The 21,229-nt window shown below is 63.9% G+C and carries 24 protein-coding genes and 1 pseudogene; 20 read left to right on the top strand and 5 right to left on the bottom strand.

Annotated features, from left to right (window positions below):
* From WEB61_RS05785 to dapF, 5 genes and pseudogenes are all read right to left on the bottom strand, one after another.
* A partial coding sequence (locus WEB61_RS05785; protein WP_368063379.1) for an inner membrane-spanning protein YciB occupies nucleotides 1-410 on the bottom strand: 410 nt, incomplete at its 3' end.
* Nucleotides 411-477: 67 nt separating this feature from the next.
* A pseudogene (gene ftsY, locus WEB61_RS05780) lies at nucleotides 478-1,404 on the bottom strand (signal recognition particle-docking protein FtsY); the annotation flags it as partial.
* A gap of 26 nt (nucleotides 1,405-1,430) precedes the next feature.
* On the bottom strand, nucleotides 1,431-2,432 hold the full coding sequence (locus WEB61_RS05775) for a phosphoribosylaminoimidazolesuccinocarboxamide synthase (RefSeq protein ID WP_368063378.1): 1,002 nt from the start codon (nucleotides 2,430-2,432) through the stop codon (nucleotides 1,431-1,433).
* A 23-nt stretch (nucleotides 2,433-2,455) separates the two neighbouring features.
* Nucleotides 2,456-3,721 (bottom strand): tRNA (N(6)-L-threonylcarbamoyladenosine(37)-C(2))-methylthiotransferase MtaB, encoded by a 1,266-nt coding sequence (mtaB, locus tag WEB61_RS05770; RefSeq protein WP_368063377.1) that lies wholly within the window; start codon nucleotides 3,719-3,721, stop codon nucleotides 2,456-2,458.
* Nucleotides 3,718-4,599, bottom strand: a complete 882-nt coding sequence (dapF, locus tag WEB61_RS05765; protein ID WP_368063376.1) for a diaminopimelate epimerase — start codon at nucleotides 4,597-4,599, stop codon at nucleotides 3,718-3,720. The genes mtaB and dapF overlap by 4 nt, the downstream gene beginning before the upstream one ends.
* 76 nt (nucleotides 4,600-4,675) lie before the next feature.
* Between dapF and WEB61_RS05760 the strand changes: the two genes are divergently transcribed.
* The 20 genes from WEB61_RS05760 (at nucleotide 4,676) to WEB61_RS05665 (ending at nucleotide 21,218) form a co-directional block, all read left to right on the top strand.
* Nucleotides 4,676-5,512: a PIG-L deacetylase family protein gene (locus WEB61_RS05760; protein WP_368063375.1), complete on the top strand. Its 837-nt coding sequence runs from the start codon at nucleotides 4,676-4,678 to the stop codon at nucleotides 5,510-5,512.
* The gene (locus tag WEB61_RS05755) at nucleotides 5,500-5,979 is read left to right on the top strand and encodes a CinA family protein (protein WP_368063374.1); all 480 of its coding nucleotides are present in this window, start codon (nucleotides 5,500-5,502) and stop codon (nucleotides 5,977-5,979) included. The genes WEB61_RS05760 and WEB61_RS05755 overlap by 13 nt, the downstream gene beginning before the upstream one ends.
* Nucleotides 5,980-6,127: 148 nt before the next feature.
* Entirely contained in the window at nucleotides 6,128-7,642 is a 1,515-nt protein-coding gene (gene ffh, locus WEB61_RS05750; RefSeq protein WP_368063373.1) for a signal recognition particle protein, read from the top strand.
* An 86-nt stretch (nucleotides 7,643-7,728) separates the two neighbouring features.
* Entirely contained in the window at nucleotides 7,729-8,145 is a 417-nt protein-coding gene (rpsP, locus tag WEB61_RS05745) for a 30S ribosomal protein S16 (RefSeq protein ID WP_368063372.1), read from the top strand.
* A gap of 21 nt (nucleotides 8,146-8,166) precedes the next feature.
* Nucleotides 8,167-8,718, top strand: coding sequence for a ribosome maturation factor RimM (gene rimM / locus WEB61_RS05740; protein WP_368063371.1), 552 nt, complete (start codon nucleotides 8,167-8,169; stop codon nucleotides 8,716-8,718).
* Nucleotides 8,711-9,418: a tRNA (guanosine(37)-N1)-methyltransferase TrmD gene (gene trmD / locus WEB61_RS05735; RefSeq protein ID WP_368063370.1), complete on the top strand. Its 708-nt coding sequence runs from the start codon at nucleotides 8,711-8,713 to the stop codon at nucleotides 9,416-9,418. The genes rimM and trmD overlap by 8 nt, the downstream gene beginning before the upstream one ends.
* A 103-nt stretch (nucleotides 9,419-9,521) precedes the next feature.
* A complete protein-coding gene (gene rplS, locus WEB61_RS05730; protein WP_368063369.1) occupies nucleotides 9,522-9,914 on the top strand; it encodes a 50S ribosomal protein L19 in 393 nt (130 codons plus the stop codon).
* A gap of 117 nt (nucleotides 9,915-10,031) precedes the next feature.
* Nucleotides 10,032-11,450 carry a 3-isopropylmalate dehydratase large subunit gene (gene leuC, locus WEB61_RS05725; RefSeq protein WP_368063368.1) on the top strand — a complete coding sequence of 473 codons (1,419 nt, stop codon included), beginning with the start codon at nucleotides 10,032-10,034 and terminating at the stop codon, nucleotides 11,448-11,450.
* Between the two features lie 11 nt (nucleotides 11,451-11,461).
* Complete coding sequence (gene leuD / locus WEB61_RS05720; RefSeq protein ID WP_368063367.1) at nucleotides 11,462-12,067, top strand: 3-isopropylmalate dehydratase small subunit; 606 nt, start codon at nucleotides 11,462-11,464, stop codon at nucleotides 12,065-12,067.
* A 19-nt stretch (nucleotides 12,068-12,086) separates the two neighbouring features.
* On the top strand, nucleotides 12,087-13,193 hold the full coding sequence (leuB, locus tag WEB61_RS05715; RefSeq protein WP_368063366.1) for a 3-isopropylmalate dehydrogenase: 1,107 nt from the start codon (nucleotides 12,087-12,089) through the stop codon (nucleotides 13,191-13,193).
* 70 nt (nucleotides 13,194-13,263) lie between these two features.
* Nucleotides 13,264-14,286, top strand: coding sequence for an aspartate-semialdehyde dehydrogenase (locus WEB61_RS05710; RefSeq protein ID WP_368063365.1), 1,023 nt, complete (start codon nucleotides 13,264-13,266; stop codon nucleotides 14,284-14,286).
* Nucleotides 14,287-14,376: 90 nt separating this feature from the next.
* Nucleotides 14,377-15,270 carry a CoA ester lyase gene (locus WEB61_RS05705; protein WP_368063364.1) on the top strand — a complete coding sequence of 298 codons (894 nt, stop codon included), beginning with the start codon at nucleotides 14,377-14,379 and terminating at the stop codon, nucleotides 15,268-15,270.
* A 44-nt stretch (nucleotides 15,271-15,314) separates the two neighbouring features.
* On the top strand, nucleotides 15,315-15,482 hold the full coding sequence (locus WEB61_RS05700) for a hypothetical protein (protein WP_368063363.1): 168 nt from the start codon (nucleotides 15,315-15,317) through the stop codon (nucleotides 15,480-15,482).
* Nucleotides 15,479-16,528 carry a MaoC family dehydratase gene (locus WEB61_RS05695; protein WP_368063362.1) on the top strand — a complete coding sequence of 350 codons (1,050 nt, stop codon included), beginning with the start codon at nucleotides 15,479-15,481 and terminating at the stop codon, nucleotides 16,526-16,528. Before WEB61_RS05700 ends, WEB61_RS05695 begins: the two co-directional genes overlap by 4 nt.
* A 77-nt stretch (nucleotides 16,529-16,605) precedes the next feature.
* The gene (locus WEB61_RS05690) at nucleotides 16,606-17,190 is read left to right on the top strand and encodes a PAS domain-containing protein (RefSeq protein ID WP_368063361.1); all 585 of its coding nucleotides are present in this window, start codon (nucleotides 16,606-16,608) and stop codon (nucleotides 17,188-17,190) included.
* A 238-nt stretch (nucleotides 17,191-17,428) separates the two neighbouring features.
* A complete protein-coding gene (sdhC, locus tag WEB61_RS05685; RefSeq protein WP_368063360.1) occupies nucleotides 17,429-17,833 on the top strand; it encodes a succinate dehydrogenase, cytochrome b556 subunit in 405 nt (134 codons plus the stop codon).
* Nucleotides 17,833-18,222, top strand: a complete 390-nt coding sequence (gene sdhD, locus WEB61_RS05680) for a succinate dehydrogenase, hydrophobic membrane anchor protein (protein WP_368063359.1) — start codon at nucleotides 17,833-17,835, stop codon at nucleotides 18,220-18,222. Before sdhC ends, sdhD begins: the two co-directional genes overlap by 1 nt.
* A 29-nt stretch (nucleotides 18,223-18,251) precedes the next feature.
* Complete coding sequence (sdhA, locus tag WEB61_RS05675; protein ID WP_368063358.1) at nucleotides 18,252-20,045, top strand: succinate dehydrogenase flavoprotein subunit; 1,794 nt, start codon at nucleotides 18,252-18,254, stop codon at nucleotides 20,043-20,045.
* Between the two features lie 18 nt (nucleotides 20,046-20,063).
* Nucleotides 20,064-20,843 carry a succinate dehydrogenase iron-sulfur subunit gene (locus WEB61_RS05670; RefSeq protein WP_368063357.1) on the top strand — a complete coding sequence of 260 codons (780 nt, stop codon included), beginning with the start codon at nucleotides 20,064-20,066 and terminating at the stop codon, nucleotides 20,841-20,843.
* Between the two features lie 12 nt (nucleotides 20,844-20,855).
* Nucleotides 20,856-21,218 (top strand): hypothetical protein, encoded by a 363-nt coding sequence (locus WEB61_RS05665; RefSeq protein WP_368063356.1) that lies wholly within the window; start codon nucleotides 20,856-20,858, stop codon nucleotides 21,216-21,218.
* The last annotated feature ends 11 nt before the right edge of the window (nucleotides 21,219-21,229 follow it).

Here is a 21,229-nt window from a genome sequence, read left to right as displayed (position 1 = left end):
TCGAAGGCGCCACCTAACAACTGCTTCATGATGGGCTTGCCCATCGCGGCCGCGCCGAGCAGGGCGGTTGCGAAGATCGCATTGACGATGGTCGGCTTGAGCTTGATGAACTCGTCGTCCTGCAACCACAGCGTCAAGGCGCCGAAGATGAGGATGAAAATGCCGCTCACCAGCGGCATGGTCGGAATCTTGCGGAACTTCGCATAGGAATAGGAAAGCGAGATCACGATGGCCACCATGAAGGCGCCGGTCGCGTAGAAAATGTTCTGCGCTTCCTCATTGCCGAAAATCCGGTCGGCCTGCGCATTCATCAGGAAGAAAACCACAAGCGGCCCAAGCTCGATCGCCATGCGGGTCCATTGCGAGACCGACATGCCGGCATGCGTCTTGTCGGGGCTTGCTTCGGTCATGTTCCGTCCAATCGCTGCCGCCGCGTCTCCGGCGACTGTTCATTTACGCATGGGAAGCGGCGTCGGATCAACTCGCGCCGGTAATTGCTTTGGCAAAGGCCTCGGCGCTGAAATCCTGCAGATCCTCGATGCCCTCGCCGATGCCGATCAGATGCACCGGCAGGCCGAAGCGCCTGGCGATGGCAACCAGAATGCCGCCCCGCGCGGTGCCGTCGAGCTTGGTCATCACAAGGCCGGTGATGCCCGCCATCTGGCCGAAAATCTCGACCTGATTAAGCGCGTTCTGTCCGGTCGTCGCGTCGAGCACCAGCAGCGTGGCGTGCGGGCATTCCGGATCGATCTTCCGCATCACGCGGATCACTTTCTCAAGCTCGGCCATAAGGTCGGCCTTGTTCTGCAACCGGCCGGCCGTGTCGATCATCAGCACGTCGGTGCCTTCATCTTTCGCGCGCGCCAGCGCTTCATAGGCGAGGCCCGCTGCATCGCCGCCGATCTTTGTCGCGCAGACAGGCGCGTCGATGCGCGACCCCCAGACTTTCAGCTGTTCGACGGCGGCGGCGCGAAACGTGTCGCCGGCCGCCAGCATCACCGACTTGCCCTCGCCTTTCAGCTTCGCGCCAATCTTGCCGATGGTCGTCGTCTTGCCGGCGCCGTTGACGCCGGCCATCAGGATCACGAAGGGTTTTTTCGTTGCGTCGATGAGGAGCGGCTTCTCAACCGGCTTCAGCACCTTGGCGATTTCATCGGCGACGATGTGCCGTATCTCCTCGGGCCCGACTTCCTTGTCGTAACGATCCTTGCCGACCGCCTCGGCAATGGCGGCCGATGCGTCGAGGCCGAGATCGGCGGCGATCAGCAACTCCTCCAGCTCCTCCAGCGTCGCCGCATCGAGCTTTCGCTTGGTGAAGATGCCGGTAATGCCGTCCGACAGGTTTTTGGTCGAGCGCGACAGCCCCTCTTTCATGCGCTGGAAGAGGGATTTCTTCTTTTCGCCGGTTTCGATGTTCGTCTCGCCTTCGCTCATGCCCGTTCGCTTTTCGTCGTCTGGAAACAGGGCGCGAGGTTGCGCCGGATACGTTCGAGCGGCGCCTCGCCTTGCGGCGGGAACGCGAAGGTCCGTCCAGTAATTGCCTCGAAGGCGCGAATATAGACCGCCGCCGTTTCCAGTATGAGGGTTTCGGGAATCTCGGGAATCGGATCGTTGTAGGGGTCGCAGCGCGCGGCGACCCAATTGCGCACGAAGTCCTTGTCGAAGCTTTCGGGCGGCGCGCCGGCGGCGAACTGCGCCGGGTAGCTGTCCGCCAGCCAGTAGCGGCTGCTGTCGGGCGTGTGGATCTCGTCGGCGAGCACGATGCGGCCTTCGCCGTCGGTGCCGAATTCATATTTGGTGTCGACAAGGATCAGGCCGCGCTTCGCCGCGAGTTCGCGGCCGCGCGCGAACAGCGCCAGCGCATAGTTCGACAGCGTCTCCCATTGCGCTGCCGTCAACAGGCGCTGGCCGACGATTTCATCCGGGGTCAGCGGTTCGTCATGCGCGCCGTCGAAGGCCTTGCTGGTCGGCGTGATGATTGTCTCGGGCAATTTTTCATTGGGGCGCAGCCCGTCCGGCAATGTCACGCCATAGATTTCGCGTTTGCCCGCCTTGTAAAGCGTCAGCACCGAGGTTCCGGTGCTCCCGGCCAGATAGTCGCGCACCACGATCTCGACCGGCAATATGTCGAGCCGCTTTCCGATCACCACGTTCGGATCGGGATATTCGAGAACGTGATTGGGGCAGATATCGGCGGTCGCCTCGAACCAGAAGCGCGCCGTTTGCGTCAGCACCTGACCCTTGTAGGGGATCGCCGCCAGTATGCGGTCGAAGGCGCTCAGCCGGTCGCTTGCAACGATGATCCGCCGCCCGTCGAGCAGATCGTAATTGTCGCGCACCTTGCCGCGATAATGGTTCGGCAGTTCGGGGATGGCGGCCTCGGCCAAAACCTGCCCCATCGCGTCCCGCGCTCTCAATGTCTCGATGTCCATGGCTCTTCTTTCGCCGCCGCGGCTCACGCCGCGCGCAATCCTTCGAAGCTCTGCCCGTCATGAGCGGCGAGGTGCAGCGGCAAAATCTCGCCGGCAGTCGCCGCCGCATCGGCAAGGCGCACCGGCGTGAACTGATGTGTGCGGCCCGTGCTCGGTGTTTCCATCAGCACCGGCTTCGTTGCGCCGAGGCCCGTATCGAGATGAGCACGCACCCGCGCCGCACCCTTGATGCGCAACTGTTCGGCGCGGGCCTTTGCCAGGTCGCGGGAAAGCTGCGGCATCTTCGCGGCCGGCGTGCCGGGGCGCGGGCTGAACGGAAAGACATGCAGCCAGGTCAGCCCGCATTCGTCGACGAGACGCATGGTGTTTTCAAACATCTCGTCGGTCTCGGTCGGGAAGCCGGCGATGAAATCGGCGCCGAAGACGATGTCGGGGCGCAGGCGCCGCGCTTCCTCGCAGAAACGGATCGAATCTTCGCGTAGATGGCGGCGCTTCATGCGCTTCAGGATCATGTCGTCGCCTGATTGCAGCGAAAGATGCAGATGCGGCATCAGCCGCTCTTCTTCCGCGATCAGCCGCATCAGCTCGTCATCGGCCTCGATCGAGTCGATCGAGGAAAGCCGCAGCCGTTCGAGTTCCGGCACCAGCTTCAGAATGCGACGCGCGAGATTGCCGAGGCTCGGACGGCCCGGCAGATCGCCGCCATAAGAGGTGATGTCGACGCCGGTCAGTACCACTTCGCGGTAGCCGTTTTCGACGAGCTTCCTGACCTCGGCGACCACCTCGCCGGCCGCGACGCTGCGCGAGGGGCCGCGGCCATAGGGAATGATGCAGAAGGTGCAGCGATGATCGCAGCCGTTCTGCACCTGAACGAAAGCGCGGGCGCGGCCCTCGAGCCCGCCGATCAGATGTCCGGCCGTTTCGGTCACCGACATGATGTCGTTGACGCGGACGCGCTCATTGGCATGCAGCGCCAGCGCCGGCTGCCAGCTCGCGGGTTTCATCTTTTCCTCGTTGCCGATCACAAGATCGACTTCGGGCATTGCCGCGAACTGGTCCGGGTTCACCTGCGCCGCGCAGCCCGTGACGATGATGCGCGCTTGCGGGTTTTCGCGGTGCGCCTTGCGGATCGCCTGGCGCGCCTGGCGTTCGGCTTCGGCCGTCACCGCGCAGGTGTTGAAGACGATGGCGCCTTCAAGGCCCGCCGCATCCGCATGGCCGCGCATCACCTCCGACTCATAGGCATTGAGGCGGCAGCCGAAGGTGACGATTTCGGTGCGCTTCGTCATGCCGCCACTCCGGAGAGGAGGCGCGGATCGAGCGTGCCTTCATGGTCGAACATCGCGTCGCCGGTCATCAGGATATGACCATAGCCCTTGTCGGTGTCGGGCAGCCATTCGACGGTGATGTCGCCGCCGGGCAATGACACTGTGACCTTGCGCTCTGTCTTGCGGCGGCGGATCGCCGCCACCGTCGCCGCGCAGGCCGCCGTGCCGCAGGCGCGTGTCAGGCCGGCGCCGCGCTCCCAGGTGCGCAAGCGGATATGGGTCGGCGACAGCACCTGCGCGACCGAGATGTTGGCGCGCTCGGGAAAGAGCGGATGATGTTCGAGCATCGGGCCGGAACGTTCGAGGTCGATCGCATCGACATCGTCGACAAAGAAGATCGCATGCGGGTTGCCGACATTGACGACGCCCGGCGAATGCATGATCGGCGCGCCGAGCGGCCCGATCTCGAGTTCGATGGCGCGGGTGTCGCGGAATTCTTCCGACAGGGGAATCTCGTCCCAGTTGAGCTTCGGCGCGCCCATATCGACGGTGATCAGGCCGTCATCGGCGCGCGTCGCCACCGTGTCGCCGGCGGGCGTCTCGATGGTGACGGCGTCCTTGCCGGTTTCGTCGAGAATGAGCTTGCCGATGCAGCGCGCGGCGTTGCCGCAGGCCTCGACCGCGCCGCCATCATTGTTGCGGATGCCCATGAAGGCGTCGCCGCCCCTGCGCGGATGTTCGATGGTGATCAGCTGGTCGCAGCCGATGCCGGTCTTGCGGTCGGCGATGGCGCGCGCGATCGCATCCGTCAGCACCAGCGGCTCACGGCGCAGGTCCAGCACGACGAAGTCGTTGCCGAGCCCGTTCATCTTCAGAAAGTGGTGCGTCATGCCGGTCATAATGTCCGGATATATGGCGCTTTTCGTCCGCTTATGCCAGTAGATTGGGGAAAGAAGCGGTGGCAGGGAGGGGCGAATGCTTTGGATTCCGGGAATAGTGGCGGCGCTGGCCGCGCTCGCGGCGGCGGCCGTCTTTTTCCGTTTCCGTTATTTCTTCGACGACGAGGCGGCTCGCCATGTCCGCTCGCTTGCCGCCGATCTCGGCGCCAAACGGATCCTCGCCGTTTTTGCCCATCCCGACGATGAGCAGCTGATCGGCGGCCTCCTGACCTCGGCCAAGGCGAGTGGCGCTTATGTCGCCATGGTGACCGCCACCAAAGGCGAGGCCGGGACGCAATCGCCGGTCGTCTGCCGGCAATCCGAACTCGGGCTGGTCCGGCAGGCCGAAGTTCTCAAGAACGGATTTGCCCTCGGCATCGACGAACAGCAGGTCTGGGACTACCCCGATGGCGGGGTGCCCGACGTGCCGCTCGACGCGCTTGTCGCCCGTGTCGAGGCCGTCATGCAAAGCATCATGCCGGACCTCGTGGTCGCCTTCTGGCCGGCCAGCGGGGCGACGGGCCATAAAGACCATATGCGGATGGGACTTGCGGCCGAAAAGGCTATCGAAAGCATGCATGCGGGTGGACATGCCGGTCATGGCCCGCGCCATGTCGCCTATCCGCTGATCCCGGCCCGCTCGCTGCGGCGTTTCGGCCGCCGCACCGGCAAATTTGTGGCGGAAAACCAGCCTTTTCCGACCCATTCGACACCCACCGACATCGCCGCCAAGCTGCGCGGCTGGCGCATCCATGCCGCGCAGGCCGACTATGCCGCCAAGGCCTACAAGATGCCGACCTGGCTCATTTATCTCATATGGAACAAGGAGTTCTACGCCGTGCGCGATCTGGAGACCGGTACATGGAAAGCCTGATTCCGCTCGCCGCCGAGGTCGCGGAATTGCTCAAAAAACGGCAGGAAACCGTCGCTTTGTCGGAGTCTTCGATGGGCGGCCTCGTCTCGGCCGCGCTGGTCGCGCAAGCCGGCGCTTCGGCCTTCTATCTCGGGAGCACCGTCATCTATACGCGCGGTGCCGCTCGTGCACTTTACGACCTCAAGGGTCCGCCCGCACCGAACCTGCAACCCCTTACAGAACCTTATGTTTTGGCGATGGCCGATATCGTCCGGGCGAAGCTCGGTGCAACCTGGGCGCTTGCCGAAATGGGTGCCTCCGGGCCTTCCGGCTCACCCTACGGCCCGCCGCCCGGTACCGCCTGCATCGGCCTTGCCGGGCCGAACCCCGCCTCGATCACGGTCAGCACGGGTTCGGCGGACCGCGCCGCCAACATGCGGGCCTTCGGCGTGGCGGCACTCGAATTGCTGTTGAAATCATTGACTTGAGGCCGCCCGCCCCCTAGGTTCCGGCCAAGATTTTCGGGACATTGTTGCGCCCCGACCCGCCCGAGGCATGGAGCCCGGGTCAACTTCCGCCGGCGATATTCGCTCGCGGAAGCGATTTTGCTTTGTGTTGCAAGGATTTGACACCCACGTGTTCGAGAACCTGACAGGCCGCTTCGGCGATGTTCTTTCCAAGCTCAAGGGGCGCGGCTCCCTGAGCGAGAAGGATGTTGACGAGGCCATGCGCGAGGTACGGCGCGCCCTGCTCGAGGCCGATGTCGCGCTGCCTGTCGCCAAATCCTTCGTCGATAAAGTGCGCGCGCGGGCCGTCGGCCAGGAAGTGCTGAAGTCGGTCACGCCCGGCCAGCAAGTCATCAAGATCGTTCACGACGAGCTGGTCGAGATGCTGGGCGGCACAGAAGCCGACACCGCGATCTCGCTGCGCGCCGCCGCGCCCGTCGTCATCATGATGGTGGGCCTGCAGGGCTCGGGCAAAACCACCTCGACCGCCAAGATCGCCAAGCGCATGAGCGCGCGCGACAAGCGCCGTGTGCTGATGGCCTCGCTCGACACGCGCCGTCCGGCGGCGCAGGAGCAGTTGAAAATTCTCGGCGAACAGACCGGCGTGCCGACGCTGCCGATCGTCGCCGGCCAGCAACCGGTCCAGATCGCCATGCGCGCGCTCGAGGCGGCGCGTCTCGGCGGTTACGATGTGTTGATGCTCGACACGGCTGGCCGCATCCATGTCGACGAAGATCTGATGGCCGAGGTTGCGCAGGTGCGCGACGCGACCGATCCGCACGAGACGCTGCTCGTCGCCGACAGCCTGACCGGTCAGGATGCGGTCAATGTCGCCGAGGCCTTCAAGGCTCGTGTCGGCGTCACCGGCATCGTGCTGACGCGTGTCGACGGCGACGGTCGCGGCGGCGCGGCGCTTTCGATGCGCGCCGTCACTGGCGTGCCGATCAAGATGCTCGGTACCGGCGAAAAAATGGACGCGCTGGAAGATTTCCGCGCCGACCGTGTGACCGGCCGCATTCTCGGCATGGGCGACGTCGTCAGCCTCGTTGAAAAAGCCGCAGAGACCATCGACGCCGACAAGGCGAACAAGATGGCCGAGAAAATGCGGAAGGGTCAGTTCGACCTCGACGACATGGCCGAACAGCTTGCGCAGATGAAACGCATGGGCGGCATGAAGGGCGTACTCGGCATGCTGCCCGGTGTCGGCAAGGCGCAGATGCAGGCCGCCAACGCGCATATGGACGACAGCGTCGTCAAGCGTCAGGCGGCGATCATTTCGTCGATGACCAAGGACGAACGCCGCAATCCGAAGGTACTTAACGGTAGCCGCAAGAAGCGCATTGCGCGCGGTTCCGGCACCGAGGTGCAGGAGATCAATCGCCTGCTGAAACTGCACCGCCAGATGGCCGACATGATGAAGGCGATGGGCCGTCAGAAGGGCGGCATGCTGTCGAAGCTGTTCGGCGGCGGCGCGCCGGAAATGCCGCCCGAAATGGCGAGCGATCCGAAAGCGCTTGAGAAACTTCTGCCGCCGGGCGGCGGTCTGCCGCGCGGTCTCGGCGGCATGGGTGGATTGCCGGGCTTGCCCGGCTCGGGTTTTGGCGGTGGCCTTCCGGGCCTGCCGCCGGGAAAGAAAAAGAAATAGGGCCCGTGCGCACGGCGCATCGGTCCGTTAGCGGACGATCAAACAATCCCGGCGCAGCGCGCCGGATACTTGAAAGGTAAGACAAGATGGCTCTGAAAATCAGGCTTGCTCGCGGCGGTGCCAAGAAGCGTCCCTTCTACCGCGTCGTCGTCGCCGACACGCGCAGCCCGCGCGACGGCCGCTTCATCGAGAAGATCGGCACGTTCAATCCGCTGCTGCCGAAGGACAACAAGGACCGCCTCGTGCTCGACATCGAGCGCGCCAAGCATTGGCTCGGCCACGGCGCGCTGCCGACCGATCGCGTTGCGCGCTTCCTTGACGAGGCGGGTGCCTATACGCGCAAGGCACGCAGCAACCCGGAAAAGGCAAAGCCCAAGGCGAAGGCCCAGGAGCGTCTCGAAGCCGCGCGTATCGCGGCCGAAGAAGCTGCCGAAGCCGCCAAGGCCCCTGCCGAGGAGCCTGCGGCCGAAGCTGAAGCGCCGGCGGAAGAGGCGCAGGCCTAACCGGCTTTGCGCATCGCGCCGATGGCCGACGCTTCGCAAAGAAAAGTCTGTCTCGGCGTTGTGGTCGGCGCGCATGGCGTGCGCGGTCTTGTCCGCGTCAAGCCGTTCACCGCGGCGCCGGACGGCGTCGCGGCCTATGGTCCGGTCGAAACGGCAGACGGCACGAGGCGCTTCGCCATCGAGGCGAAGGGCATGGTCAAGGAACTGGTGCTGTGCCAACTCGACGGCATTGGCGATCGCGATGCGGCCGAGGCGCTCAGGGGCACCGAGCTCTATGTGTCGCGCGACAGGCTGCCGCCCGCCGATGAAGACGAGGGCTGGTATCATGCCGATCTCATCGGTCTCCGCGCCGTCGGCGCCGAGGGCCGCGACTATGGCGCGGTTGTCGGGGTGCATAATTTCGGCGCCGGCGATCTTCTCGAAATCGCGCCGCCGGATGGCCGCGCGACGGTGCTGATGGGCTTCACCGAAGCCAATGTGCCCGAGGTCGACATTGCCGGCGGGCGCATCGTCATCGATCCGCCGATCGGTACCTTCGAGGATGGCGATGGCGGGGAGGCGGAAGGTGACTGAAGCCTGGTCGGCAAGCGTGCTGACGCTCTTTCCGGAGATGTTTCCGGGCCCGCTCGGCCATTCGCTGGCGGGCAAGGCACTGGAAGCGGGCATCTGGCGGCTCGAGGCGGTCGACATCCGTGATTTCGCGACCGACCGCCACCGCTCGGTCGACGATACGCCGTCGGGTGGCGGGCCGGGCATGGTGATGCGGGCCGACGTCGTGGCGGCGGCGGTCGATGCGGTTCATCCCGAAGGCGATCCGCGGCCGCTGATCTATCTCTCGCCCCGCGGGCGGCCGCTGACGCAGGCAAGGGTCCGCGAGCTGGCGGCGGGGCCGGGGGTCGCGCTCATTTGCGGGCGTTTCGAGGGGCTCGACCAGCGGGTTATCGAGGCCCGGGCCATCGAGGAGGTCAGCCTCGGGGATTTTGTGCTCTCCGGCGGCGAGCCGGCGGCCATTGCGCTGATCGATGCCGTGGTCAGGCTGCTGCAAGGGGTTATGGGCAAGGACCTCTCGGGCGCCGAAGAGAGCTTCGAAAGCGGGCTTCTGGAGTACCCGCATTATACAAGGCCCCAAAGCTTCGAGGGGCGCGAGATTCCGCCGGTTTTGACCTCCGGCGACCATGAAAAGGTCAAGGCCTGGCGCCGCGCCGAGGCCGAAAAGGCGACAAGGGAAAGGCGGCCCGACCTTTGGGACGATTTTCTCGACAAGAAATCCTGATGGCAGTCGCCATGAGGCATAATTTGTGTTACGGAAGCGCGCTTCCGGGCCGGGATTGTCCCTTTCGAGGCCCGAACGCCTTCATATCCGAGGTTTGAGACCCATGAACATCATCGAGCAGCTCGAGCAGGAGCAGGTCGCGGCGCTGACCAGCGGCAAGACCATTCCCGATTTTGCCCCCGGCGATACGCTGCAGGTCAATGTGAAGGTGGTTGAAGGCACACGTGAGCGCCTGCAGGCCTATGAAGGCGTCTGCATTGCGCGCGCCGGCGGCGGCATCAACGAGAACTTCACGGTCCGCAAGATTTCCTACGGCGAAGGCGTCGAGCGCGTGTTCCCGCTTTACGGTCCGCTGGTCGACTCGATCAAGGTCGTCCGCAAGGGCCGTGTGCGTCGCGCGAAGCTCTATTACCTGCGCGGGTTGCGCGGCAAGGCCGCCCGAATTACCGAGAAACAGGACTTCAAGACCCGCAACAAGGAAAACGGCGCCGCCTGAACTCTTCCGCTTCCCGCGGAAACCGTATCGAAAAGCGGGCAGGGCGCCTGAAGGCCCCGGCCCGTTTTTGTTATGGGCTACACTGAACCGAAGTTTCGAAAGACGAGGAAAGCGAAAATGGCACCCCGCACCATGTACGACAAAATCTGGGATGCCCATCTGGTCGAGATGGCCGAGGACGGCACGGGCCTCCTCTATATCGACCGGCATCTGGTGCATGAGGTGACGAGCCCGCAGGCTTTCGAAGGCTTGCGCATGGCGAAGCGCGCGGTGCATGCACCGCTGAAGACGCTGGCCGTCGCCGATCACAACGTACCGACGACCGACCGCTCCAAGGGTATCGCCGATGCAGAAAGCCGCATCCAGGTCGAGACGCTTGAGCACAATGCAAAGGACTTCGGCGTCGAATATCTCGAAATGTCCGACATCCGTCAGGGCATCGTCCATATCGTCGGGCCGGAACAGGGCTTCACGCTGCCCGGTACCACCATCGTCTGTGGCGACAGCCACACCTCGACGCATGGCGCCTTCGGCGCGCTGGCGCATGGCATCGGCACGTCGGAGGTCGAGCATGTGCTCGCCACGCAGACGCTGATCCAGTCGAAGGCCAAGAACATGCGCATCAATGTGGTGGGCAAGGCGCCGGAAGGCTTCACGGCGAAAGACATCGTGCTCGCCATCATCGGCGAAATCGGCACGGCGGGCGGCACCGGCTATGTCATCGAATATGCGGGCGAGGCGATCCGCGATCTCTCGATGGAAGGCCGCATGACCGTCTGCAACATGACGATCGAAGGTGGCGCCCGCGCCGGCCTCATCGCGCCGGACGAAAAGACCTATGCCTATCTCGAAGGCCGTCCGCGCGCGCCCAAGGGCAAGGCGTGGGAGATGGCGGTCGACTACTGGAAGACGCTGCCTTCCGATCCGGACGCGCAGTTCGACAAGGAAATCACGATCGACATCGCCGACCTGCCGCCGCTGATCACCTGGGGCACGAGCCCCGAAAACGTTATCAAGATCACGGACCGCATTCCCGATCCGAAAGACGTGCATGACGAAGCGCATGCGAAGTCGATGCAGCGCGCGCTCGATTATATGGGCCTCACGCCCGGCACGCCGATCGTCGACGTCAAGATCGACCGCGTCTTTATCGGCTCCTGCACGAACGGCCGCATCGAGGATCTGCGCGCCGCCGCCGTCATCGCCGAGAAAGCGTTGAAGGCAGGCCGCAAGGTCGCCTCGACGGTGAACGCGATGGTCGTGCCCGGTTCCGGCCTTGTGAAGGAGCAAGCGGAGAAGGAAGGTCTCGACAAGATCTTCCTCGACGCGGGCTTCGAATGGCGCGAGCCCGGCTGCTCGATGTGTCTGGCGATGAACGCCGACAAGCTCGAGCCCGGCGAACGCTGCGCCTCGACGTCCAACCGCAATTTCGAAGGCCGTCAGGGCCGCGGCGGCCGCACGCATCTCGTCTCGCCGGCCATGGCGGCTGCGGCGGCTTTCGCGGGGCACTTCGTCGATGTGCGAGAGATGAAGTAAGGGGGACGCAGATGGACAAGTTCAACAAGCTGACGGGCGTTGCGGCGCCGTTGCCGATCATCAATGTCGACACCGACATGATCATCCCGAAGCAGTTCCTGAAGACGATCAAGCGCACGGGGCTCGGCAAGAACCTTTTCGACGAGATGCGCTATGACGATGACGGGAAAGAGATTCTCGATTTCGTGCTGAACAAGCCGGCTTACCGGAACGCGCAGATATTGGTGACGGGCGAGAATTTCGGCTGCGGCTCGTCGCGCGAGCACGCGCCATGGGCGCTGCTCGACTTCGGCATCCGCTGCGTGATCGCCACGAGCTTCGCCGACATTTTCTACAACAACTGTTTCCAGAACGGCATCCTGCCCATCGTGCTGCCGCAGGCCGATGTCGACAAGCTGATGGACGATGCGGAGCGCGGCTCCAACGCCGTCGTCACCGTCGATCTCGAGGCGCAGGAAATTCGCGGGCCCGATGGCGGCGTCATTACCTTCGACATCGATCCCTTCCGCAAGCATTGCATGCTCAACGGCCTCGACGGCGTCGGCCTGACGCTGCAGAAGGAGGCGGAGATCGCCACCTTCGAAAAGAAGCTTGAAGAAACGCAGCCCTGGCTCTGACACGCGAAGCGAAAAGTAAATGACAAGAAACATCCTCATCGTCGCCGGCGACGGCATCGGCCCGGAAGTCATGGGCGAAGTCGAGCGCGTGATCGGCTGGTTCAACGACAATCGCGGCTTCGATGCGAAGATCGAAAACGAACTTGTCGGCGGCTGCTGCTATGACGCGCATGGCGTCGCGGTGACGGACGAGACGGTCGAGAAGGCCAAGCGCGCCGATGCCGTCATGCTCGGCGCGGTCGGCGGACCCAAATGGGACAACGTGCCTTACGAGGGCCGCCCGGAAGCGGGCCTGCTTCGCCTCCGCAAGGATCTCGAACTTTTCGCCAATCTGCGCCCCGCGCTCTGTTTCGCGGCGCTGGCGGACGCCTCCTCGCTCAAGCGCGAGATCGTCGAGGGTCTCGACATCATGATCGTGCGCGAGCTCACGGGCGGCGTCTATTTCGGCGAGCCGAAAGAAATCACGGACCTCGGCAATGGTGAGCGGCGCGGCGTCGACACGCAGGTCTATACGACGAGCGAAATCCGCCGCATCGCCGAGGTCGCCTTCGATCTGGCGAAGAAGCGCGGCAACCGCGTCATGTCGGTCGAGAAGCGCAATGTGATGAAGTCGGGCGTCCTCTGGTACGAGGAAGTTTCGAAGCTTCACAAGGAGAAGTTCGCGGACGTCAAGCTCGAGCATATGCTGGCCGATAATTGCGCCATGCAGCTCGTGCGCAATCCGAAGCAGTTCGACGTCATCGTCACCGACAATCTTTTCGGCGACGTGCTGTCGGACATCGCCTCGATGCTGACAGGCTCGCTCGGCATGCTGCCGTCCGCCTCGCTCGGTGCGAAGGATGCGAGCGGCAAGGCCCGCGCCATGTACGAGCCGGTGCATGGCTCCGCGCCCGATATCGCGGGCACGGGGGCTGCGAACCCCATCGCCTCTGTCCTCAGTTTCGCCATGGCGCTGCGCTATACCTTCGGGCTCGGCGCCGATGCGGACCTGCTCGAAAAGGCGGTCGACACGGTTCTCGCCGAGGGCTTGCGCACCGCCGACATCATGCAGCCCGGCATGAAAAAAACCGGCACCAAAGAGATGGGCGATGCGATCCTCGCCGCGCTCGCCAAACTGAACGGATAGATTTTACCGGCCGCTCGACCCGTTGGAGGACCGCTCCGGGCGAGCCGGTCCCCACAAAAGGAAGACGATCATGGGCTACAAGATTGCCGTTCTGGGCGCCACGGGCAATGTGGGCCGGGAAATGCTCAGCATCCTCGCCGAGCGTCAGTTTCCAGCCGACGAGGTGGTGGCGCTCGCCTCGCGCCGCAGCCTCGGCACCGAGGTTTCCTTCGGCGACCGCGATCTCAAGGTCAAGTCGCTCGAGAATTACGATTTTGCCGGCACCGACATCTGCCTGATGGCGACGTCGGGCACGATGTCGGCCGAATGGGCGCCGAAGATCGCGGCCAAGGGTTGCGTCGTCATCGACAACTCGTCGCGCTGGCGCATGGATCCCGACGTGCCGCTGATCGTGCCGGAGGTCAATGCGGCCGCGATTGCCGGTTACGCGAAGAAGAACATCATCGCCAATCCCAATTGCTCGACCGCGCAGATGGTGGTCGCGCTGAAGCCGTTGCATGATGCGGCCACGATCCGCCGCGTCGTCGTTTCGACCTATCAGTCGGTCTCGGGCGCCGGCAAGGAGGCGATGGACGAGCTTTTCAGCCAGACGCGCGCCATCTTCGTCAATGACAGCATCGACGAGGGCAAGTTCACCAAGCAGATCGCCTTCAACGTCATTCCCCATATCGACGATTTCATGGAGGACGGGCAGACGAAGGAGGAATGGAAGATGATGGCCGAGACCAAGAAGATCCTCGATCCGAAGATCAAGGTCACGGCGACCTGCGTGCGCGTGCCGGTTTTCGTCGGTCACTCGGAAGCGATCAATATCGAGTTCGAACGGCCGATCTCCGACGATGAGGCGCGCGACATATTGCGCGAGGCGCCGGGCTGCCTTGTCGTCGACAAGCGCGAGGATGGCGGCTACGTCACACCCATCGAATGCGTCGGCGACTATGCCACTTATATCAGCCGCATCCGCGTCGACCCGACCATCGAAAACGGCCTCAACATCTGGGTCGTCTCCGACAATCTGCGCAAAGGTGCGGCACTCAATGCCGTCCAGATCGCCGAGATTCTCGGTGCGCGGTATCTGAAAAAGGCCGCGTGACGCCTGGCGGGCTGATTCCGCTTCACAGTCGCGCCCGCTCTTTATAGTGTCCGCCTCGCATACCCCGCTTTCGCGATCCGGAGACCATCCATGGCCGACCATTCCGCCCGCCCGCGCCGCAGCGTTCTCTACATGCCGGGGTCGAACGCGCGCGCGCTCGAAAAGGCGCGCGAGCTCAAGGCCGATGCGCTGATCCTCGATCTCGAAGACGCGGTCGCGCCCGACGCCAAGGAAGAGGCGCGCGCCCAGGTCGTGGCGGCGGTGAAAGCGGGCGGCTATGGCAAGCGCGAAATCGCGATCCGGGTCAACGGCCTCGACACGCCCTGGGGCCAGGCCGACATCGCGGCCGCCGTCGCCGCCGCGCCCGATGCCGTCCTCGTGCCGAAAATCAATTCCGCCGCCGATGTCGAACGCGCGGAGAATGCGCTCTCGGACGCTGGCGCGAAGGGCGGCATCCAGCTCTGGTGCATGATCGAAACGCCGCTGGCGCTTCTCAACATTCAGGCGATTGCCGCCAAGGCGCGCGAGCCGGGCTCCCGCATGAGCGTGTGGGTCATGGGCACCAACGACATCGCCAAGGAGCTGCGCGCCGCGCACACACCGGACCGGACGCCGATGCTCGCCTCGCTCGGCCTTGCGCTTCTGGCCGCGCGCGCCTACGGGCTCGTCATCCTCGACGGCGTCTATAACGACATCAAGAACGAGGAAGGCTTCGCCGCCATTTGCGCGCAGGGCCGCGACATGGGCTTTGATGGCAAGACGCTGATCCATCCAAGCCAACTCGACCCCTGCAACACGATCTTCTCGCCCGATCCCGAAACGGTCGCCTTCGCGCGCAAGACCATCGAGGCTTTCGAGCAACCGGAAAACAGGGGCAAGGGTGTGTTGAAGGTCGATGGCCGCATGGTCGAGATCCTGCACGCCGAAATCGCGAAGCACACGGTTGCCATCGCCGATGCGATCGCCGAGCTTGAGGCATCCTGACGGAAAGTATCCGGGGCCGGGGCGCATCGAGAGGAGTATTCGAGATGAGCAGCAACAGCCTCACCATCGGCATCGCCATCGGCGTCGGGCTCGGCGCGGTCATCGGCGCGGCGATGGACAATATCGGTGTCGGCATCAGTTTCGGCGTCGGCATCGGAATCGCATTGGGGCTCGCGCTCGATACGGAGCGCAAGAACAGAGACGAAAAATGACCAAGACCAATCCGGGCAATTTCTTCGAGGACTTCAAGGTCGGGCAGGTGCTGCATCACGCGACGCCGCGCACCGTCTCGGAAGGCGACACGGCGCTTTACCAGGCGCTTTTCGGCTCGCGTTTCGTGCTGCAATCCTCGGCCGAGGTCGCGCGGAAAGCCGGGTATGCAACCGCCCCGGTCGACGATCTTCTCGCCTTCCATATCGTTTTCGGCAAGACCGTGCCCGATATCTCGCTCAATGCGGTCGCCAATCTCGGTTATGCCGACTGCAAATTCCTCAAACCCGTCTTTCCGGGCGACACGCTTTCGACCGCATCGAAAGTCGTCGGGCTGAAGGAAAATTCCAACGGCGAAACCGGCACCGTCTATGTGCGCTCGACGGGCCGCAACCAGACGGGCGAAACCGTCATCGATTATGTGCGCTGGGTGATGGTCAGGAAGCGCGACATGGCCGCGCGCGCGCCTGAAGCCGATGTGCCGCATCTGCCCGCCATCGTCGAGCCTTCGCATCTCGTTGCGCCCGCCAGGACCTCCTTCAAGGGCTTCGACACGGTCGCCTCGGGTAGCCCTCATCTTTGGGAAGACTACGCGGTCGGCGAAAAGATCGACCATGTCGACGGCGTCACCATCGAGGAAGCCGAGCACATGATGGCGACGAGGGCTTACCAGAACACCGCCAAGGTACACTTCAATCAGTACACGGAAGGCAAGGGCCGCTTCGGCCGCCGCCTGATCTATGGCGGCCATGTCATTTCGCTGGCCCGGGCGCTTTCCTTCAACGGCCTCGGCAATGCCATTTTAATTGCCGCCATCAATGGCGGCCGCCATGTCGCGCCCTGCTTCGCCGGCGACACGGTCTTTGCCTGGTCGGAAGTGCTGGCGAAGTCGGCTCTGCCCAAGCGCGAGGACATTGGTGCCCTTCGCATCCGCACTATCGCGACGAAAGACCGGGTTTGCGCCGATTTTCCGGGCGCGAAAGACAAGGGCTATGAGGACGGCGTCATTCTCGATCTCGACTACTGGGTGCTGATGCCGCGCCGCTGAAGCGCGGGTTTCATTTATTGTTTATCGGCCGCTTATAGTATCGGGCGGAATCGGCCGGAATCGGTTGGGGGACCATCATGCTTGCATCGCGGGAGAGTGATTTTCGGCCGACCGGAGACGGCGCCATTCTGCGTTCGTCGGACAGCATTGCCTTCGAGGAGAACTGGGAGGCGGCGCGAGACGGCCGGTCCGTTCCGCTGCGCCGTTCGATCGACCTCAAGAGCTTCGCAAACTTCGCCCGCTGGTTCGCCGTCATCGAACCCGCCCGCGACAGGCAAGCGCTTCCCTTCCGGCTTGTCGGTTCCGGCTTTTTCGATTTCTTCGGACAGGACCTCACCGGCATCGATTATCTGACGCTCGCCGATCCGGCGATCCGGCAGCTTGCCTATGATTGCGTCATCGCCTGTCTCGAGCAGCCTTGCGGGCTTTGGCAATGCACGCCGGCGAAGACGGCCGAGGGCACGCTCCTTTACGAATACACGATCCTGCCGATCTCGAAGGGCGGCGATGGCGCCGACCAGATCGTCGTCTATGTAAATTTCGAACGGCCCGGCAACGGCATGCCGGCGGTCGACCGTCTGGAACATGCCGAAGTGTGGCACTGGCTCGATATCGGCTTCGGCGTGCCGAAGCTCGATCTCGGCGCTTTCGCCGGCGCCTGAACGCCGCCCGCATGGCGCCGCCGCCGTCGCGGCAAACCCGCCTCTCACAGACCCGGTTTCCGTTGCGAATGCTTCGCGATTGAGTGCAAGGGGGTTTGCGCAAGAGGAGCGTTGCGGCGGTTTTCGGCATTTGCCATGCGGCGTTCGGCGCGATAAACAACAGTCTCGACGGGGGCTTCCCCCCGCCCGCCCGACCTCGACCTTGCGTCCTTCCCGGGCGCCCTTTGGGAACATTCGGATGGCTGACCCGCGACAGGCCGCTAGGCCGCTCTCTCCGCACCTGCAGATCTATCGCTTCACGATCACCATGGCGATGTCGATCATCCATCGCATCGTCGGTATGGGGCTTTATGCCGGCATGGCGCTCGTCGCCTGGTGGCTGATCGCGGCGGCAACGGGGCCGGAAGCTTACGCGACCTTCCAGATGGTCGCGGGCTCGTGGATCGGCCAGCTCGTTCTCTTCGGCTTCACCTGGGCGCTGCTGCATCATCTTTTTGGCGGCCTGCGTTATCTCCTCTGGGACGCGATCGTCGCGACCTCGCCGAAAGCCGCCGACATCCTCAGCTGGGCGGCCGTCATCGCCGCGCTGGCCGGCACCGTCGCGGTCTGGTTCGCCGCTCTTTCGATGCGGGGGGTCCTCTGATGGCCGGCAACGACATGCGCACGCCGCTTGCCCGCGTCATCCATCTGGGCTCGGCGAAATCCGGCACGCAGGATCATATCCGCCAGCGTCTGACCGCCATCGTGATCGCGCCCCTCTCGATCTTCTTCCTTGTCGGCCTTGTCGCGCTCACCGGCGCCGATTACGAAACGGCGCGCGCCTGGCTTGCCAATCCGCTGGTCGGCATCCTCGCGCTCTGCCTCGTCGCCGCCGTCATCGTCCATATGCGCATCGGCATGCAGATCGTCATCGAGGATTATGTGATCGCCGAGGGGCTCAAGCATCTCAGCATCATCGCCAATACCCTCTTCTCCTACGGCATCGGTCTCGCCTGCCTCTATGCCGTGCTGAAGATCGGCTTCGGTTCCTGATCTCTTCCCATGCGTCGAAAGAACCTTTCATGACGTCGAGCTACACATTCCACGATCACACTTTCGATGTCGTCGTTGTCGGCGCCGGCGGCGCGGGGCTTCGCGCGACGCTGGGCTGCGTCGAAAAGGGCCTCAAGACCGCCAACATCACCAAGGTCTTCCCGACCCGCAGCCACACGGTGGCGGCGCAGGGCGGCATTTCGGCCTCGCTCGGCAATATGGGCCCGGACGACTGGCGCTGGCACATGTACGACACGGTCAAGGGGTCCGACTGGCTCGGCGATCAGGACGCCATCGAATATCTCTGCCGCCAGGCGCCGGAAGCCGTCTACGAGCTCGAGCATTTCGGCGTGCCCTTCTCCCGCACCGAGGAAGGCAAGATCTATCAGCGCCCCTTCGGCGGCATGACCACCAATTTCGGCGAAGGCATCGCCCAGCGCACCTGCGCGGCGGCCGACCGTACCGGTCACGCCATGCTGCACACATTGTATGGCCAGTCGGTGCGCCACAAGGCACAGTTCTATATCGAATATTTCGCCATCGACCTGATCATGGATGCCGAGGGCCAATGCCGCGGCGTCGTCGCGCTCGACATGGCGACAGGCGAGGTTCACCGCTTCCGCGCCTCGCTGGTGATCCTCGCGACCGGCGGCTATGGCCGCGCTTACTTTTCGGCGACGTCGGCGCATACCTGCACCGGCGATGGCAATGCGATGGTGCTGCGCGCCGGGTTGCCGCTGCAGGACATGGAATTCGTGCAGTTCCATCCGACCGGGATTTACGGCGCCGGCTGTCTCATCACCGAGGGCGCGCGCGGCGAGGGCGGCTATCTCACCAATTCCGAAGGCGAGCGCTTCATGGAGCGCTATGCGCCCAGCGCCAAAGACCTTGCCTCGCGCGACGTCGTTTCGCGTTCGATGACGGTCGAAATCCGCGAAGGCCGCGGCGTCGGTCCGGCCAAGGATCACATCTTCCTGCATCTCGACCATCTCGATCCGGCGATCCTGGCCGAGCGCCTGCCCGGCATTTCCGAGTCCGCGCATATCTTCGCCGGCGTCGACGTCACGAAAGAGCCGATCCCGGTGCTGCCGACGGTGCATTACAACATGGGCGGCATCCCGACCAATTTCCACGGCGAAGTGCTGACGCTGAAAAACGGCAATCCCGACACGGTGGTGCCGGGCCTGATGGCGATCGGCGAGGCGGCCTGCGTCTCGGTGCATGGCGCCAACCGTCTCGGCTCCAATTCGCTGATCGACCTCGTCGTGTTCGGCCGCGCGGCGGGGCTTCGCGCCGCCGAGCTGGTTGAGCCCGGCCAGCGCCAGCCCGAACTTGCGAAAGGCGCCGGCGAGAACGCGCTCGCCCGTCTCGACCGCTTCCGCAACGCGAGCGGCGCGACGCCGACCGCCGAACTCCGTCTCACCATGCAGCGCGCCATGCAGGAAGACGTCGCCGTCTTCCGCACCGCCGAGACCCTCCACTCGGGTGTGAAGCGCGTCGCCGACGTTCACGCCGCGATGCCGGACCTCAGGGTCTCCGACCGCTCGCTGATCTGGAATTCCGATCTCATCGAGACGCTCGAATTCGACAATCTGATCGTGCAGGCGATCGCGACCGTCAACGGCGCGGTCAACCGGCAGGAAAGCCGCGGCGCCCATGCGCGCGAGGATTTCCCGGAGCGCAACGACGAGACATGGATGAAGCACACGCTCTGCTGGGTGGACGATCAAAGCGGCAAGCCCGCCATCGACTACCGCCCGGTCCATGCATGGACGCTCTCCAACGACATCGAATACATCAAGCCGAAAGCGCGCGTCTACTAAGGCGCTAAGGGTCAGATCATGGTTCAGCTCACTCTGCCGAAAAACTCCAAGGTCCATGAAGGCGAGACCTTCAAGGCCGCACCGGACGCGAAAAACGTCAAGCGCTTCCGCATCTATCGCTGGTCGCCCGACGACACCGCCAATCCGCGCATCGACACTTACGAAGTCGATCTCGATTCCTGCGGGCCGATGGTTCTCGACGCGCTGATCAAGATCAAGAACGAGACCGACCAGACGCTGACCTTCCGCCGCTCCTGCCGCGAGGGCATTTGCGGTTCCTGCGCCATGAATATCGACGGCGAGAACACGCTGGCCTGCACCAAGGGCATCGAGGAGTGCAAGGGCGACGTCAAAATCTATCCGCTGCCGCATATGCCGGTGATCAAGGACCTGGTGCCCGACCTCAGCAATTTCTACGCGCAGCATGCTTTCATCGAACCCTGGCTGCAGACGAAATCGGCCGAGCCCGAAAAGGAATGGCGCCAGTCGCACGCCGACCGCGAGAAGCTCGACGGTCTCTACGAGTGCATTCTCTGCGCCTGCTGCTCGACCTCGTGTCCCTCCTATTGGTGGAACGGCGACCGCTATCTCGGCCCCGCCGCGCTCTTGCAGGCCTATCGCTGGCTGATCGACAGCCGCGACGAAGCGACCGGCGAGCGCCTCGACGACCTCGAAGATCCGTTCCGGCTTTACCGCTGCCACACGATCATGAACTGCGCCAAGGCCTGCCCCAAAGGCCTCAACCCCGCCAAGGCCATCGCCGAAATCAAGCGGATGATGGTCGAGCGGCAGTCTTGAGGGGAACGCAAGGTGGCGCGGCTCGTTTCGCTCCGCACTTCCTATTCGATTGCCGAAGCCCAATGCCTCCGCACCATGCTCGCCGCCTACGGCATACCGACAGTGGCGACGGCGTTTCATCACATCCGCAACGACTGGTTTCTTGTCGTGGCGTCGGGTGGCATCGACATCCGCGTCTTCGCGCATGATGCCGAGGCCGCGCAGGCGTTGATCCTGCCCGTTGATGACTATGTGGACGATCTCGAATCGGAGCCGAGGGCAATCCTGCGTGCGCCCTTGCGCTTTCTCCTCGCTGTCTTTCTCCTTTATGCCTTCGCTGCGCCCATACCGCTCTGGATCGCGAAGCGGCGCTTCCTGTCGGAAGAAGGTGCCTGACCGCACCCCTC

The organism is Parvibaculum sp. (assembly GCF_040882025.1).
Classification (GTDB): domain Bacteria; phylum Pseudomonadota; class Alphaproteobacteria; order Parvibaculales; family Parvibaculaceae; genus Parvibaculum.
This window is presented reverse-complemented; position numbering and strand designations above follow the sequence as displayed.